This is a genomic window from Oceanicella actignis (assembly GCF_008124525.1).
GTDB classification, from domain to species: Bacteria; Pseudomonadota; Alphaproteobacteria; order Rhodobacterales; family Rhodobacteraceae; genus Oceanicella; species Oceanicella actignis.
Map to the genome: position 1 here is coordinate 139,941 of NZ_VNHJ01000007.1, position 13,754 is coordinate 153,694.

At 72.2% G+C, this 13,754-nt stretch carries 14 protein-coding genes; 6 read left to right on the forward strand and 8 right to left on the reverse strand.

Features of this window, described 5'->3' with window-relative positions:
• Positions 1-235 precede the first annotated feature (235 nt).
• Positions 236-1,627, reverse strand: coding sequence for an adenosylhomocysteinase (ahcY, locus tag LY05_RS11020; RefSeq protein ID WP_148923206.1), 1,392 nt, complete (start codon positions 1,625-1,627; stop codon positions 236-238).
• Positions 1,628-1,787: 160 nt separating this feature from the next.
• Here ahcY and LY05_RS11025 point away from each other — a divergent pair, with 160 nt between their 5' ends.
• Positions 1,788-2,375 (forward strand): HD domain-containing protein, encoded by a 588-nt coding sequence (locus tag LY05_RS11025; RefSeq protein ID WP_148923207.1) that lies wholly within the window; start codon positions 1,788-1,790, stop codon positions 2,373-2,375.
• A gap of 3 nt (positions 2,376-2,378) precedes the next feature.
• Entirely contained in the window at positions 2,379-3,311 is a 933-nt protein-coding gene (locus LY05_RS11030) for an NUDIX hydrolase (RefSeq protein WP_211356320.1), read from the forward strand.
• 204 nt (positions 3,312-3,515) lie between these two features.
• Here LY05_RS11030 and LY05_RS11035 read toward each other — a convergent pair whose 3' ends face one another.
• Together LY05_RS11035 and LY05_RS11040 are read right to left on the reverse strand one after the other, a co-directional pair.
• Positions 3,516-4,304 (reverse strand): ion transporter, encoded by a 789-nt coding sequence (locus LY05_RS11035; protein WP_148923208.1) that lies wholly within the window; start codon positions 4,302-4,304, stop codon positions 3,516-3,518.
• A 3-nt stretch (positions 4,305-4,307) separates the two neighbouring features.
• Entirely contained in the window at positions 4,308-5,924 is a 1,617-nt protein-coding gene (locus LY05_RS11040) for an acyl-CoA synthetase (RefSeq protein ID WP_148923209.1), read from the reverse strand.
• A 168-nt stretch (positions 5,925-6,092) separates the two neighbouring features.
• Between LY05_RS11040 and LY05_RS11045 the strand changes: the two genes are divergently transcribed.
• A complete protein-coding gene (locus tag LY05_RS11045; RefSeq protein ID WP_072747504.1) occupies positions 6,093-6,908 on the forward strand; it encodes an SDR family NAD(P)-dependent oxidoreductase in 816 nt (271 codons plus the stop codon).
• Positions 6,909-7,025: 117 nt separating this feature from the next.
• Here the strand turns inward: LY05_RS11045 and yecR are convergent, their stop codons facing one another.
• Positions 7,026-7,349, reverse strand: a complete 324-nt coding sequence (gene yecR, locus LY05_RS11050) for a YecR family lipoprotein (RefSeq protein WP_072747503.1) — start codon at positions 7,347-7,349, stop codon at positions 7,026-7,028.
• A gap of 245 nt (positions 7,350-7,594) precedes the next feature.
• The gene (locus LY05_RS11055) at positions 7,595-8,353 is read right to left on the reverse strand and encodes a DUF1013 domain-containing protein (RefSeq protein ID WP_072747502.1); all 759 of its coding nucleotides are present in this window, start codon (positions 8,351-8,353) and stop codon (positions 7,595-7,597) included.
• 130 nt (positions 8,354-8,483) lie between these two features.
• On the opposite strand from LY05_RS11055, the gene LY05_RS11060 reads away from it, so the two are divergent.
• Together LY05_RS11060 and LY05_RS11065 are read left to right on the forward strand one after the other, a co-directional pair.
• The gene (locus LY05_RS11060; protein ID WP_072747501.1) at positions 8,484-9,122 is read left to right on the forward strand and encodes a ribonuclease T2 family protein; all 639 of its coding nucleotides are present in this window, start codon (positions 8,484-8,486) and stop codon (positions 9,120-9,122) included.
• Positions 9,123-9,246: 124 nt separating this feature from the next.
• A complete protein-coding gene (locus LY05_RS11065) occupies positions 9,247-9,441 on the forward strand; it encodes a hypothetical protein (RefSeq protein WP_148923210.1) in 195 nt (64 codons plus the stop codon).
• A gap of 67 nt (positions 9,442-9,508) precedes the next feature.
• On the opposite strand, the gene LY05_RS11070 is transcribed toward LY05_RS11065, so the two are convergent.
• The 3 genes from LY05_RS11070 to LY05_RS11080 form a co-directional block, all read right to left on the reverse strand.
• Positions 9,509-10,507 (reverse strand): NAD(P)H-quinone oxidoreductase, encoded by a 999-nt coding sequence (locus tag LY05_RS11070; protein WP_072747499.1) that lies wholly within the window; start codon positions 10,505-10,507, stop codon positions 9,509-9,511.
• 88 nt (positions 10,508-10,595) lie between these two features.
• On the reverse strand, positions 10,596-11,792 hold the full coding sequence (gene rlmN, locus LY05_RS11075; RefSeq protein ID WP_148923211.1) for a dual-specificity RNA methyltransferase RlmN: 1,197 nt from the start codon (positions 11,790-11,792) through the stop codon (positions 10,596-10,598).
• Positions 11,793-11,936: 144 nt separating this feature from the next.
• Positions 11,937-12,485, reverse strand: coding sequence for an invasion associated locus B family protein (locus LY05_RS11080; RefSeq protein WP_148923212.1), 549 nt, complete (start codon positions 12,483-12,485; stop codon positions 11,937-11,939).
• 207 nt (positions 12,486-12,692) lie between these two features.
• On the opposite strand from LY05_RS11080, the gene LY05_RS11085 reads away from it, so the two are divergent.
• Positions 12,693-13,724, forward strand: coding sequence for an asparaginase (locus tag LY05_RS11085; RefSeq protein WP_072747497.1), 1,032 nt, complete (start codon positions 12,693-12,695; stop codon positions 13,722-13,724).
• The last annotated feature ends 30 nt before the right edge of the window (positions 13,725-13,754 follow it).

Below are 13,754 nucleotides of genomic sequence, written 5' to 3' on the forward strand. Positions count from 1 at the left end.
GTTCGGACGCCTCGAGCGGCGCTGGCGAATGGTCTTCCGTTCTGGAGAGTCTCTTCCGGTCCTCGCGCCGGCCATGGGCCGGGCTTGCCGCGGAGGGCGGGCGCATCCTGCGCCGGCCCGTGGGGGCGGGGCCAAGCCTGCCGCCCCCTCTACATGGATGTTTCTACGGGATGATTCTTAACAAAGCATGGCCGCCCGCCGGCCGCTCGGAAAAAACCGCCGGCGGGCCGAAGCGTCAGTAGCGGTAGTGTTCGGGCTTGAAGGGCCCCTCGGGCCTGACTCCGATATAGGCCGCCTGCTCGGGCGTCAGCGACGTCAGCTTCACGCCCAGCTTGCCCAGATGCAGCCGCGCCACCTTCTCGTCCAGATGCTTGGGCAGGACGTAGACCTTGTTCTCGTAGGCGTCGCCATTGGTCCACAGCTCGATCTGCGCCAGCACCTGGTTGGTGAAGCTGGCCGACATCACGAAGCTGGGATGGCCGGTCGCGTTGCCCAGGTTCAGGAGCCGCCCCTCGGACAGAAGGATGATGCGCGCGCCCGAGGGCATCTCGATCATGTCCACCTGCGGCTTGATGTTGGTCCACTTGCAGTTGCGCAGCGCCGAGACCTGGATCTCGTTGTCGAAGTGGCCGATGTTGCCGACGATGGCCATGTCCTTCATCCTGCGCATGTGCTCGATGCGGATCACGTCCCTGTTGCCGGTGGCGGTGATGAAGATGTCGGCCGTCTCGACCACGTCCTCGAGCGTGACCACCTCGAACCCGTCCATCGCCGCCTGCAGCGCGCAGATCGGATCGACCTCGGTCACCTTGACCCGCGCCCCCGCGCCCGCCAGCGAGGCGGCCGAGCCCTTGCCCACGTCGCCATAGCCGCACACGACCGCGACCTTGCCCGCCAGCATCACGTCCGTGGCGCGGCGGATGCCGTCGACCAGCGACTCGCGGCAGCCATACTTGTTGTCGAATTTCGACTTGGTGACCGAGTCGTTCACGTTGATGGCCGGGAAGGGCAGCCGCCCCTGCTCCATCAGCTGGTAGAGCCGGTGCACGCCGGTGGTGGTCTCTTCGGACACGCCGCGGATCATGTCGCGCTGGCGCGCGAACCAGCCCGGCGAGCGCGCCATGCGCTTGCGGATCTGGGCGAACAGCGCCTCTTCCTCCTCCGACTGCGGCGCGGCGATCAGCTCGGTCTCGCCCTCTTCGACGCGCGCGCCCAGCAGGATGTACATCGTCGCGTCGCCGCCGTCGTCCAGGATCAGGTTCGCGCCGCCCTCGGGGAAATCGAAGATGCGGTCGGCGTAGTCCCAGTATTCCTCCAGCGTCTCGCCCTTGACGGCGAAGACCGGGATGCCCCGCGCCGCGATGGCCGCGGCCGCGTGATCCTGCGTCGAGAAGATGTTGCACGAGGCCCAGCGCACCTCGGCGCCCAGCGCCGTCAGCGTCTCGATCAGGACGGCGGTCTGCACCGTCATGTGCAGCGACCCGGCGATCCGCGCGCCCTTGAGCGGCTGCGCCGCGCCGTATTCCTCGCGCAAGGCCATCAGCCCCGGCATCTCGGTTTCGGCGATGTCGAGCTCCTTGCGGCCGTAATCGGCCAGCGAGATGTCCTTGACGACGTAATCGGTCATGTTCCCGTCTCCTTCGCGCGCCCGGCCCGCGGGCGCATTCCCGCGTGGTGTTATCAGCGCCGGGCGGCCGCGGCAATGCGGGGGCCGGGCGCGCGCTCGACAAGGCGGCGGCGCTGCACTAGACCTCGGCGCGCAGGCTGGATCGGGAACCGGAGGCGACATGGCCGCCGCGCGCGCATGGCAAAGGATGCTTTCGGGGCGCAGGCTGGACCTGCTCGACCCCGCGCCGCTCGACATCGAGATCGAGGACATCGCCCACGGCCTGGCCTTCGTGGCGCGCTGGAACGGGCAGACCCGCGGCGAGTGGGCGTTCTCGGTCGCGCAGCATTCGCTGATCGTCGAAGAGATCTTCGGACGCATGGCCGAGGCGCCGGCGCGCTGGCGCCTGGCGGCGCTCTTGCACGACGCGCCCGAATACGTGATCGGCGACATGATCTCGCCCTTCAAGGCGGCGCTGGGGCTTGACTACAAGGACTTCGAGCGCCGCCTGGCGGCCGCGGTGCACATCCGCTTCGGCCTGCCGGCCGAGCTGCCGCGAACCATCAAGGCCCGCATCAAGCGCGCCGACCGCGCCTGCGCCTGGCTCGAGGCGACGCAGCTGGCCGGCTTTTCCGAGGCCGAGGCGACGCGCCTGTTCGGCAAGCCGCGCTTCGGCGGCTGGGACGGGATCCGCCTGAAGCCCCTGCCGCCGGCCGAGGCGCGGGGGCGGTTCCTGGCGCGCTTCGCGCAGCTCACCGGGGCGGACTGAGCGGTGGCGTCCGCGCGCCCCATCGCCGTCGATCTGAGCGCCGTCATCGTCGCGCTCGACGAAAGCGAGCGCGACGCGCAGCCGCTGGCGCTGGTGACCGATCAGGGGCGGCTGCCCAGCGTCGGCTACGATCCGGGGCGCGGCCGCACCCTGGCGCTGGCGCTGCGCGACAGCGTGCGCCGCACCACGGGTCTGTCGCTGGGCTATATCGAGCAGCTCTACACCTTCGGCGACAGCGCCCGCGCCCCCGAGGACGACCCCGGCGCGCCGCATGTGGTCTCGATCGGCTATCTGGCGCTGACCCGCCGCGGCCCCGAGCCGCCGCCCGGCCACCAATGGGTCCCCTGGCGCCAGTTCTTTCCCTGGGAGGACCGCCGCGGCCCGGCCCCGGCGCTGGACGAAATCGAATCGCGGCTGCGCGTCTGGACCGAAGGCCGCGGCGCGGCCGAGCGCGAGCGCGCGCGGATGCTGTTCGGGCTGGACGGCGCGCCCTGGCGCGACGAGCTGACGCTCGAGCGTTACGAGCTGCTCTACGCCGCCGAGCTGGTCGAAGAGGCCTGGCGCGACCGCGGCGCGGCGCCGCCGCCCGATCTGCCGCGCCTTGGGCTGGCGGGCTGGCGCGACAACCGGCGCATCCTGGCCACGGGCGTCAGCCGCCTGCGCGGCAAGCTCAAATACCGCCCCGTCCTGTTCGAGCTGATGCCCGACGAGTTCACCCTGTTCGAGCTGCAGCGCGCCGCCGAGGCTGTGTCGGGCGTGCCGCTGCACAAGCAGAACTTCCGCCGCATGGTCGAGAAATCGGGGCTGGTCGAGCCCACCGGGCGCACCTCGTCGCGGCTCGGCGGACGGCCGGCGGCGCTGTTCCGCTTCGTCTCGGACGGGCGCTGGGAACGCGGCCTGGTCCCCGTGCGTTTCGGCGGCGCCCGGCGCGGCTGAGCGCGGGTCGCGGGCCGGCTGCGGCGCAGGCCCGCCGCCCCGGGCGGCGCGGGCGATCCGGCCCGGCGCGGGCGCAGAACCGGCCCCGGCCTCGCGGGCGGCATGCGAAAGCGGGCGGGACCTTGCCGGCGGACAAGGGGCGCAAGCGCCGGCCGGGCGTGGCTTGGCGCATGCCCGCGCAAGGCGCCCGAGGCGGCGCCGCGGTCAGGCGTCGGGGCCGCGCTCCTTGGCCGCCTTGCGCGCGCGCTGGAAGGCGTCCGAGAAGGCCGCCGCCAGAATGCCGGCGGGCACCGAGATCAGCGCGATCGAGCTGAGCATGGTGAACCCCGCGATCGCCTTGCCCAGCCCCGTCGCCGGCACCGCGTCGCCGTAGCCGACCGTGGTCAGCGTCGCCACCGCCCACCACATGGCGCGGGGAATCGAGCCGAAAACCTCGGGCTGGACCGCGCGCTCGGCCAGATACAGCCCCACCGCCGAACCCATGATCAGGATCAGCCCCAGCACGCCCGCCAGCGCCAGCTCGATGCCGCGCTCGCGGATCGCCCAGACCAGTTCGCGCGTGGCCATGCCCACCGCCGATTCCCGCGTCAGGGCGAAGATGCGCAGGATGCGCGCCAGACGCAGCATCACCGCCCAGCTCACGTCATGGCCGATCAGCGCCTCGGACCACACCGCCGCCAGCGCCGCCAGGTCGATCAGCGCATGCCAGCGCAGCGCATAGCGCAGCCAGCCCCAGCGCCCGGAAAAATCCGGCGCCAGCGGCTTGACCCACAGCCGCGCGACGTATTCGACCGTGAAGACGGCGGCCAGCGTCAGGCCGATCGCCGAGAGCGTCGGGCGCAGATGGGCCAGCGTCGGTTCCGTGCCGAGCGCCGCGCAGGCGACCGAGACCAGCACCAGCGCCAGGATCAGGCGGTTGAGCGGCGACACCCCCTCGCCGCGCCAAGCGTCGAGATCCAGCTGGCGATAGAGCCGCTCGCGAAGGCGCTCCACGGCTCAGAGTTCCCGCGCGCGCGCGCGCAGCTCGAACTTCTGGATCTTGCCGGTCGAGGTCTTGGGCAGCGGGCCGAACACCACCTTGCGCGGCGCCTTGAAATGGGCCAGATGCGCGCGGCAATGGGCGATCAGCTCGGCCTCGTCGGCCCGGGCGCCCTCGCGCAGCTCGACGAAGGCGCAGGGGGTTTCGCCCCATTTCTCGTCGGGCTTGGCCACCACCGCGCAGAAGGCCACGGCCGGATGCCGGTAAAGCGCCTCTTCGACCTCGATCGAGGAGATGTTCTCGCCGCCCGAGATGATGATGTCCTTCGAGCGGTCCTTGAGCTGGATGTAGCCGTCCGGGTGCCGCACCGCCAGATCGCCCGACCAGAACCAGCCGCCGCGAAAGGCCTTGGCCGTGGCCTCGGGGTTCTTGAAGTAGCCCTTCATCACCACGTTGCCGCGGAAGCAGACCTCGCCCATCGTCTGGCCGTCGGCGGGCACGGGCTTCATGGTCTCGGGGTCGAGCACCTCGAGCGCCTCGAGCGCGGCGTAGCGCACCCCCTGCCGGGCCTTGAGCCGCGCCTGCTCGGCCGGCGGCAGGGCGTCCCATTCGGGCTTCCACTCGTTGATGACGGCGGGGCCGTAGACCTCGGTCAGCCCGTAGACATGCGTGACGCGAAAACCCGCCGCCGCCATCGCCGCCAGCACCGCCTCGGGGGGCGGGGCGGCGGCGGTCCAGAACTCGACGGGATGGGGCAGCGGGCGCTTCTCGCTCTCATCGGCGTTCAGAAGCGTCGACATCACGATGGGCGCGCCGCACATGTGCGTGACCCCGTGGCGGGCGATGGCGTCGTAGATCGCGCCCGCGCGCACCTGCCGCAGGCACACATGCGTGCCCGCCTTGGCCGCGATCGACCACGGAAAGCACCAGCCGTTGCAGTGGAACATGGGCAGCGTCCACAGATAGACCGGGCGGTCGCGCATGCCCGCATGCAGAACGTTGCCCGTGGCCAGCAGCATGGCGCCGCGGTGATGATAGACCACGCCCTTGGGATCGCCCGTGGTGCCCGAGGTGTAGTTGAGGCTGATGGCGTCCCACTCGTCCTGCGGGCCGGGGGCGGCGAAGTCGGGATCGCCCGCGGCGAGGAAGGCCTCGTAATCCTCGCCCTCGGCCTCGGCCGGCGCCGTGGGATCGCGCCAGACGATGACGCGCGGGCGAACGCGCGCCAGCGCCAGCGCCTCGTTGGCCAGCCCGGCCAGCTCGGCGTCCACCAGCAGCACCCTGGTCTCGGCATGGTCGAGGATGAACGCCACCCCCGCCGGATCGAGGCGCGTGTTGATGGCGTTGAGCACCGCCCCCAGCATGGGCACGCCGAAATGGGCCTCGAGCATGGGCGGCGTGTTGAGCAGCAGCGCCGACACCACGTCGTCCCGCCCCACCCCGGCGGCCGCCAGCGCCGAGGCCAGCCGGCGCGAGCGCGCCGCGAACTGCGCCCAGGTGAAGCGCATGTCGCCGTGGATCACCGCCTCGCGGTCGGGAAAGACCTGCGCCGCGCGGTCCAGAAGGCTCAGCGGCGTCAGCGGCTGGTGGTTGGCGGCGCATTTGTCCAGGTCGCGCTGGAAGGCGTCGTTCATGGTCGGGGTCTCCGCGTCATGGCGCATCGGGGCGTGCGGCGCATATTCGCCGCCTTGCGCGGCCATGCGCAAGGGGCCGCGCGCCCTCGCCAGGCGGGCCGCGTTCGGCTAGGGTCCGCCCCGGCCGGCCGCTTCCCCGCCGGCGCGAAAGAACACGGAGATCTTCCGATGACCGATCTGCTCGAGGGCAAGACCGCCATCGTCACCGGGGCCGCCCATGGCGTCGGCCGCGCCGCGGCGCGCCGGCTGGCGCGGGCCGGCGCGCGCGTCGTCGCCTCGGACCGCGATCACGACGCGCTGGCGCGCACGGTGGCGCAGATCGTCGAGGATGGCGGCCAGGCGGTCGCCTTCGCCTGCGACATGCGCGGCGCGCTCAGCGCCTCGAACCTGATCGCCTCGACGCTGGACGCCTACGGGCGGCTGGACATTCTGGTGAACGCGGCGCGCTCGGTGGTGCCGGGAACCTTTCCGGACGGCGACGACGGCGCCCTGCAGGACGCCTTCGACGCCAACGTCCGCTCGGCCTATGTGATGAGCCGCGCGGCCGCGCGGCGCATGATCGCGCAGGCCGAGGCCGACCCGCAAGAGGGCCGCGGGCGCTGCGCGGGGGCGATCGTGAACATCTCGTCCATCGCCGCGCAGCGCACGATCCCCGAGCTGCTGCACTATTCGGTCAGCTGCGCCGCGCTCGACCAGATGACGCGGGCCATGGCGGTGGCCCTGGCGCCGCACCGCATCCGGGTGAACGCGGTGGCGCTGGGCAGCGTGATGACGGCCAGCCTGCGCGACGCGCTGCGCGAGCGCGCCGAGCTGCGCGAGGAACTTGTGCGCGTCACCCCGCTGGGCCGAATCGCCGAGCCCGACGAGGCCGCCGAGGCGGTGCTCTACCTCGCGTCCGAGCGCTCGAGCTTCGTCACCGGGCAGGTGCTGAGCGTGGACGGCGGACGCACCGTGCTGGACCCGCTGAGCGCGCCCGCCCACTGACGCGCCGCGCGCGGCGGCGGCCGGACGCCGGGTCGGCCCGAGATCGCGCCGCCCCCGCCGCGCCATGCCCCCGGCGCGGCGCGCATGACGGGGGCGGATGGGCCGCGCGGCCGCGCGTCATTCAAGACATTGATAGGTGCGGATCACCGTCGTCCGAAGGCAGGTTCCATAGCCGTCGGACACGTCGCAGCGCGTGCGCACGCCCTCGTAACCCTCGGCGCGCGCGTAGCCCCATTGCCGGCAGCGCCTGCTCGCGGCGTCCTCGGCGGCGGTCCAATCGACCACCGGCTTCTCGAAAAGGCCCACCTGATAGGCCATCTCGATCGCCGCATCCGCGCGGCTGCCGCCGATCGGAACCGGCGTCTTGGCCACGTTCTGCGCGCACGCGCCGGTCATGGACGCAAACGCCAAAAGCAGGATCGGCTTGATGCCCGGGCGCATGAACTTACCTCCTGAAGCGAAATATCGCCCCTCGCAACTCTACCTATACGGGCACACAACCTGAACGGCAAACCCCATTTTCCCATAGCACCTTCGCGTCGGCCGGGCCGCGGCGCGCGCCGCACCCTCGCCGGCCGTCGGCGCCCCTTCGGGGCCGCCCGGCGCCGCCGCCATGCCCTGCGCGCAAAAAAGCCCCGGCGGCGCCTTGCGGCGCGCCGGGGCGCGGTCGGGCGGGGCCGGGCCGGTCAGACGGGCTGGTCGTCCTCGTCGCCCTTGCCCTTGGGCAGGTTGAACAGCGCGTCCGGGTCGGCCGAGTCGGGATCCGCGTCGCGCGGATCGTCGGCATGTTCGACAAGGCTGAAATTCTCGAGCCCCGAGATCGCCGAGGGCATCCGCGGCGAGGGCTCGGCCGAAAGGCTTTCGTCGGTGGAAAGAAGGCTCATGCGCTCTTCGGCGGACATGACCTCTTCCTGCTCGCGGCGCTTGCGCTCGGCGGCCTTGCGCACGGCCTCGTCCAGCTCGGTCTGCTTGCACAGCCCCACCGCCACCGGATCGACCGGCACGATGTTGGCCGAGTTCCAGTGCGTGCGGTCGCGGATCGACTGGATGGTGGGCTTGGTGGTGCCGACCAGCTTCATGATCTGCGAGTCGCTCAGCTCGGGGTGATAGCGCACCAGCCAGGCGATGGCGGCCGGCCGGTCCTGCCGGCGGCTCAGCGGCGTGTAGCGCGGCCCCTTGCGCTTCTGCTCGCCCTCGGCGGCGGGGTTGCGCTTGAGGCGCAGCCGGGCCTTGGGATCGGCCTCGCAGCGCTTGATCTCTTCGGGGTCGAGCTGGTTGTTCGCGATCGGATCGAACCCCTTCATGCCCACGGCCACCTCGCCATCCGCGATGCCGTTGACCTCGAGCTCGTGCAGGCCGGTGAACTCGGCGATCTGCTTGAAGGTCAGGCTGGTGTTCTCCACCAGCCACACGGCGGTGGCCTTGGGCATCAGCGGCAGCGTCATCGTTCTAGTCTCCATGCAACATACGGCTTCGCCGCGGTCCGAGAACCAGGCGGGAGGTCCGGCTGAGGTTTTCGCGGGGGAGCTTCGCCGGTTATATAGCCATGATCGAGACCGAACGAAAGGGTCAAACATGCGCCTTCTGCTCGCCATCGCCGCCTTCTGGGCGCTTTCGGGGCCGATTCTGGCCGATCGGCAAAGGCCGGCGGGCGATTTCGACCATTACATCCTGGCCCTGAGCTGGTCGCCCGCCTGGTGCGCCCAGGAGGGGCGCGCGCGCGGCGCCGAACAATGCGCGCCCGGGCGGCGGCTGGGATTCGTGCTGCACGGGCTCTGGCCGCAATACGAGCGCGGCTGGCCCGCCTGGTGCCGGTCCGGGCGCCGCGACCCCAGCCGCGCCGAAAGCGCCGCCATGGCCGACATCATGGGATCGGCCGGGCTGGCCTGGCACCAGTGGAAGAAGCACGGGCGCTGCACCGGGCTGAGCGCGGGCGACTACTACGCGCTGATGCGCCAGGCCTGGGCGCGCGTCGTCCGCCCCGAGGCGCTGCGCCGCCTCGAGCGCGCGGTGCGCATCGACGCGCGGGTGATCGAGCAGGCCTTCCTCGAGGCGAACCCCGAGCTGACGCCCGACGCGATCACCATCGTCTGCCGCGACGGAGCGATTCGCGAGGTGCGAATCTGCCTGAACAAGGACCTGTCCCCGCGGCCCTGCGCGCCCGAAAGCGCGCGCGATTGCCGGGGGATGGCCAGGCTTGACCCGCCGCGCTGACGAAATTTCGCGAACGGGACAAGAACACCCCGCCCGACCGCGCCGCGACCCCTTGACGCGCCCCGAGGCGGGCCTTCTAGGTTGAGTCGGTCACGCCACGTTCACCGACGCGAGGACGCCAGGAATGCGCCATTTGCGGCTTGTCGAGCTGGAACAGCACTGCACCGCCCCCGACGCCTCGACCGCCGAGCGCGCCGCGCTGGCCCGGATCCTGATCTGGGCGCGCGCCGAAGCCGAAAGCATGGGCTGCGAGGGCGCCGCGGCGCATCTGCGCGCGGCGCTCTTGTGCATTCACGGCAAGTCCGACGCCCAGTCCTGACGCTGCGTCACCCTCACCTGACGCGGCGCGCCGGCCCCGCGGCGCGCCGTGACGCCGGCCGCGCCGGTCAGACCGTCAGCACGATCTTGCCCATATGCGCCGAGCTTTCCATCAGCTCGTGCGCCCTGGCCGCCTCGGCCAGCGGGAAGGTCGCGTGCACGCGCGGACCCACGCGCCCGGCCTCGATCAGCGGCCAGACATGCGCCTCGAGCGCGCGGGCGATGGCCGCCTTGGCCTCGATCGACTGCGGGCGCAGCGTCGAGCCGGTGATCGTCAGCCGCCGCACCATCACCGGCGCGAAGTTGAGCGTCGCCTTCGACCCGCCCAGGAAGGCGATCATCACCAGCCGCCCGTCATCGGCCAGCGCCGCCACGTCGCGGGCCAGATACTCGCCCCCCACCATGTCCAGGATCACGTCCACGCCGCGCCCGCCGGTCGCGCCGCGCACCGCCTCGACGAAATCCTCGGTCTTGTAGTTGATCGCCAGCTCGGCCCCGAGCGCGCGGCAGAAGGCGGCCTTTTCCTCCGAGCCGACCGTGGCGAAGACGCGCGCGCCGAAGGCCCGCGCCAGCTGGATCGCGGTCGAGCCGATGCCCGACGAGCCGCCATGGACCAGAAAGGTCTCGCCGTCGCGCAGCCGGGCGCGGTCGAAGACGTTGGTCCAGACGGTGAAGAAGGTTTCGGGCAGCGCCGCGGCCTCGACCGCCGTCAGCCCCGCAGGGATGGGCAGCGCGTGATCGGCATGGGTCAGCGCGTATTCGGCATAGCCGCCGCCGGGCAGCAGAGCGCACACCCGGTCGCCCGGCTTCCAGCGGTCGACGCCGGGCCCGACCGCGACGACCTGGCCCGCGCATTCGAGCCCCGGCAGATCCGAGGCCCCCGGCGGCGGCGGATAGGCCCCCGCGCGCTGCAGGACGTCGGGCCGGTTGACGCCGGCCGCCTCGACCTTGATCAGGATCTGCCCCTGCTCGGGCGTCGGGATCGGACGCCGCGCGGGGGTCAGCGCCTCGGGGCCGCCGGGGCGCGCGATCTCGACCGCGAGCATGTCGGTGGGAAGGTCTTGCATCTGGGTTCTCCGCTGCGCGCCTGGCCGGCGCCGTCGCGCCATCAATGCCCGACCCGCCCCCCGCGCGGCAAGCCCCGCGCGGCCCGTTTCAGCGCGCCGGGGCGGCGGCGCGGGCCTTGCGCGCGCGCTCGGTGGCGGATTTGAGCTGCCCGCAGGCGGCCATGATGTCCTGCCCGCGCGGCGTGCGCACGGGGCTGGCGTAGCCGGCGCGGTTGACGATCTCGGCGAAGGCCTCGATGCGGTCCCAGTCCGAACGCTCGTAGGGCGCGCCCGGCCAGGGGTTGAAGGGGATCAGGTTGATCTTGGCCGGAATCCCCGCGATCAGGCGCACGAGGCGGCGCGCGTCCTCGTCCGAATCGTTCACGCCCTTGAGCATCACGTATTCGAAGGTGATGCGCTCGGCGTTGGACAGGCGCGGATAGGCGCGGCAGGCGTCCAGCAGCTGGGCGATGTTCCACTTGCGATTGATGGGCACCAGCTTGTCGCGCACCTCGTCGGTGGTGGCGTGCAGGCTGATGGCCAGCATGCAGCCAATCTCTTCGCCCACACGCGGGATCAGCGGCGCGACGCCCGAGGTCGACAGGGTGATGCGCCGGCGGCTCAGGCTGATGCCCTCGGGGTCCATGGCGATCTTCATCGCGTCGCGCACGGCCTCGAAATTGTAGAGCGGCTCGCCCATGCCCATGAGCACGATGTTCGACAGCAGGCGCTTGTCCGAGGGGCGCTCGCCCGGGCGCGGCCATTCGCCCAGATCGTCGCGGCACGCCAGGATCTGGCCGACGATCTCGGCCGCCGTCAGGTTGCGCACCAGCCGCTGCGTGCCCGTGTGGCAGAACGAGCAGGTCAGCGTGCACCCCACCTGCGAGCTGACGCACAGCGTGCCGCGGTCCTCTTCGGGAATGTAGACGGCCTCGACCTCGTGCCCGCCCTCGATGCGCAGCAGATACTTGCGCGTGCCGTCCTGCGAGATCTGGCGCGTGACGATCTGCGGCCGGCCGACCACGAAACGCTCGTCCAGAAAGGCGCGAAAGGCCTTGGACAGGTTGGTCATCTGCGCGAAATCCGTCGCGCCGCGCTGGTAGATCCACTGCCACAGCTGCCCGGCGCGCATCCTGGCCTGCCCCTCGGGCGCGCCGGCCTCGATCAGCGCCGCGCGCAGCGCCTCGCGCGTCAGGCCGACCAGCGCGGGCTTGCCCGCCGCCGGGCGCGGGGCATAGGCGGCGACGTCGGGGCGCAGCGGCGCCGGCTCGGGCGTCGCGGCCGGCTGCGGATGCGATGCGGTCATGGCGGCGGCCTCCGTTGCAGGCGCCGCGCGGCCCGCGGCCTGCGGCGCAAAAGCGCGCGCGCCCCCAGCACAGGGCGGGAGGCGCGTCGCCCGTTGGCTATCACATCCGCGCCGCCGCGCCAAGGCGCCGCGGGCGCCGGCGGCTCACTTGCAGCGCGCCTGCGCCTCGGCCAGCGCCGCCGTGAAGCCCAGAAGCGAGAAGGTGTCCTTCGTCACCGTGCCGCGGCTGGAGACGCCCGTCAGCACCGCCGTCGCCCCGCGCTTCATGTCGGCGACCATGCGGTCGTCCTCCTTGGCCGAGCTGAGCCAGGCGCCCTCGCCCTTGGTGAACATCTCGTATTCCGACGAGCCGACCCTGGCCTTCACCTTCGACCCCGGCTTGAACGGATAGCCCGACAGCATCGAGACCTCGTTCTTCACGCCCCTGGTCGGACGCACCGAGACCATCAGGAAGATGTCGCCGCGGCGCACCGACACCGGCTTGCCGTCGCGCAGCGCCACCGAGGCGGTCGGCCTGCTGGCGATCCAGCACAGCTTGCCGTCGCGGTCGGATCCGACGAAGACCGACCAGTCCTTCTTCGCGTCGACGCGGTTGGCCGTCTGCGCCAGGGCCTTCCCCGCCGGCGCGGCCGCCAGCCCCAGCGCGAGGATGGCCGCCGCCGCCGCCCGGATTCCGGTTTCGATTGCTCTCATCATCGCCTCATCGTCGTTTTTCGTCGTCCGCTCGCGGTTCGCTTCTTCGCGGCGCGCGCGCGTCGCGGCTTTTGCTTGTGCGCCTGCACGGTTAATCTAGCCGCAAAGCGCCGCCGCGCGCCACCCCCGGCGGGCCGCCGCGCGCCACCCCCGGCGGGCCGCGGCGCGGGCTCCGCCGCTTGTCCGCCGCTCGAAGGATCCGCCCCCATGACCCGACCCTCATTCGACGACGCCGCCCCCGTGCTGGTCGAGCTGCGCCGCGGCGAGATGACCGAATCGGTCCATCGCGGCATCGCCGCCGTCTGCGCCCCCGACGGCGCGCTGATCGCCGCCTGGGGCGACGTCGATCGGCCGATCTACCCGCGCTCGTCATGCAAGATGCTCCAGGCGCTGCCGCTGGTCGAAAGCGGCGCCGCCGACCGCTTCGGGCTGAACGACGAGCGCCTTGCGCTGGCCTGCGCCTCGCACAACGGCGCGCGGATGCACGTCGCGCGCGTGCGCGCCTGGCTGGCGGATCTTGGCCTGGCCGAGAGCGACCTGCGCTGCGGCCCCCAGCGCCCCGACGACCGCGAAGAGCGCGAGCGCCTGCGCGCCTGCGGCTGCCCGCCCGACCAGACCCACAACAACTGCTCGGGCAAGCATGCGGGCTTTCTGACCCTGGGGCGGCATCTGGGCGGCGGGTCCGAATACGTCGATCCCGACCACCCCGTTCAGCGCGCCGTGGCCGAGGCCTTTCACGAAATGACCGGGCAGGAGCCGATCGGATACGGCATCGACGGCTGCTCGGCGCCCAACCACGCCGCCCGGCTGCGCGGGCTGGCGCTGGCGATGGCGCGCATGGCCCGGCCCGAAGGAACCCTGCCGCCCGCCCGCGCCCAGGCCGCGCGGCGCCTGACCGAGGCCATGGCCGCGCATCCCGAGCTGGTCGCCGGCGAGGGGCGCGCTTGCACCGAGCTGATGCGCGCCGTCAACGGCGGCGGGCGCGTGCGCGCCGTGATCAAGACCGGCGCCGAGGGCGTCTTCGCCGCCATCCTGCCCGAGCTGGGGCTGGGCGTGGCGCTGAAGATCGACGACGGCGCCACGCGCGCCTCCGAGGCCGCCATCGCCGCGATCCTGGTGCGTCTTGGCGTGGCCGATCCCCAGGATCCGGCAGTGCGCAAGCGCCTTTCGCCCGACGAGATCAACCGCCGCGGCCTGCGCGTGGGCGCGCTGCGCGCGGTCCTGCCCGATCCGGCCTGAGCGCCGCTCTCCCGCCCGCGCCCGCCGCGC

Coding starts and splice junctions, on each gene's coding strand:
- LY05_RS11040 (WP_148923209.1), bottom strand. CDS start 5,924: ATGAACGACGCCTTCCAGCGCGACCTGGACAAATGCGCCGCCAACCAC.
- yecR (WP_072747503.1), bottom strand. CDS start 7,349: ATGCGCCCGGGCATCAAGCCGATCCTGCTTTTGGCGTTTGCGTCCATG.
- ahcY (WP_148923206.1), bottom strand. CDS start 1,627: ATGACCGATTACGTCGTCAAGGACATCTCGCTGGCCGATTACGGCCGC.
- LY05_RS11085 (WP_072747497.1), top strand. CDS start 12,693: ATGACCCGACCCTCATTCGACGACGCCGCCCCCGTGCTGGTCGAGCTG.
- LY05_RS11065 (WP_148923210.1), top strand. CDS start 9,247: ATGCGCCATTTGCGGCTTGTCGAGCTGGAACAGCACTGCACCGCCCCC.
- LY05_RS11055 (WP_072747502.1), bottom strand. CDS start 8,353: ATGACGCTGCCGCTGATGCCCAAGGCCACCGCCGTGTGGCTGGTGGAG.
- LY05_RS11070 (WP_072747499.1), bottom strand. CDS start 10,507: ATGCAAGACCTTCCCACCGACATGCTCGCGGTCGAGATCGCGCGCCCC.
- LY05_RS11025 (WP_148923207.1), top strand. CDS start 1,788: ATGGCCGCCGCGCGCGCATGGCAAAGGATGCTTTCGGGGCGCAGGCTG.
- LY05_RS11060 (WP_072747501.1), top strand. CDS start 8,484: ATGCGCCTTCTGCTCGCCATCGCCGCCTTCTGGGCGCTTTCGGGGCCG.
- rlmN (WP_148923211.1), bottom strand. CDS start 11,792: ATGACCGCATCGCATCCGCAGCCGGCCGCGACGCCCGAGCCGGCGCCG.
- LY05_RS11080 (WP_148923212.1), bottom strand. CDS start 12,485: ATGAGAGCAATCGAAACCGGAATCCGGGCGGCGGCGGCGGCCATCCTC.
- LY05_RS11045 (WP_072747504.1), top strand. CDS start 6,093: ATGACCGATCTGCTCGAGGGCAAGACCGCCATCGTCACCGGGGCCGCC.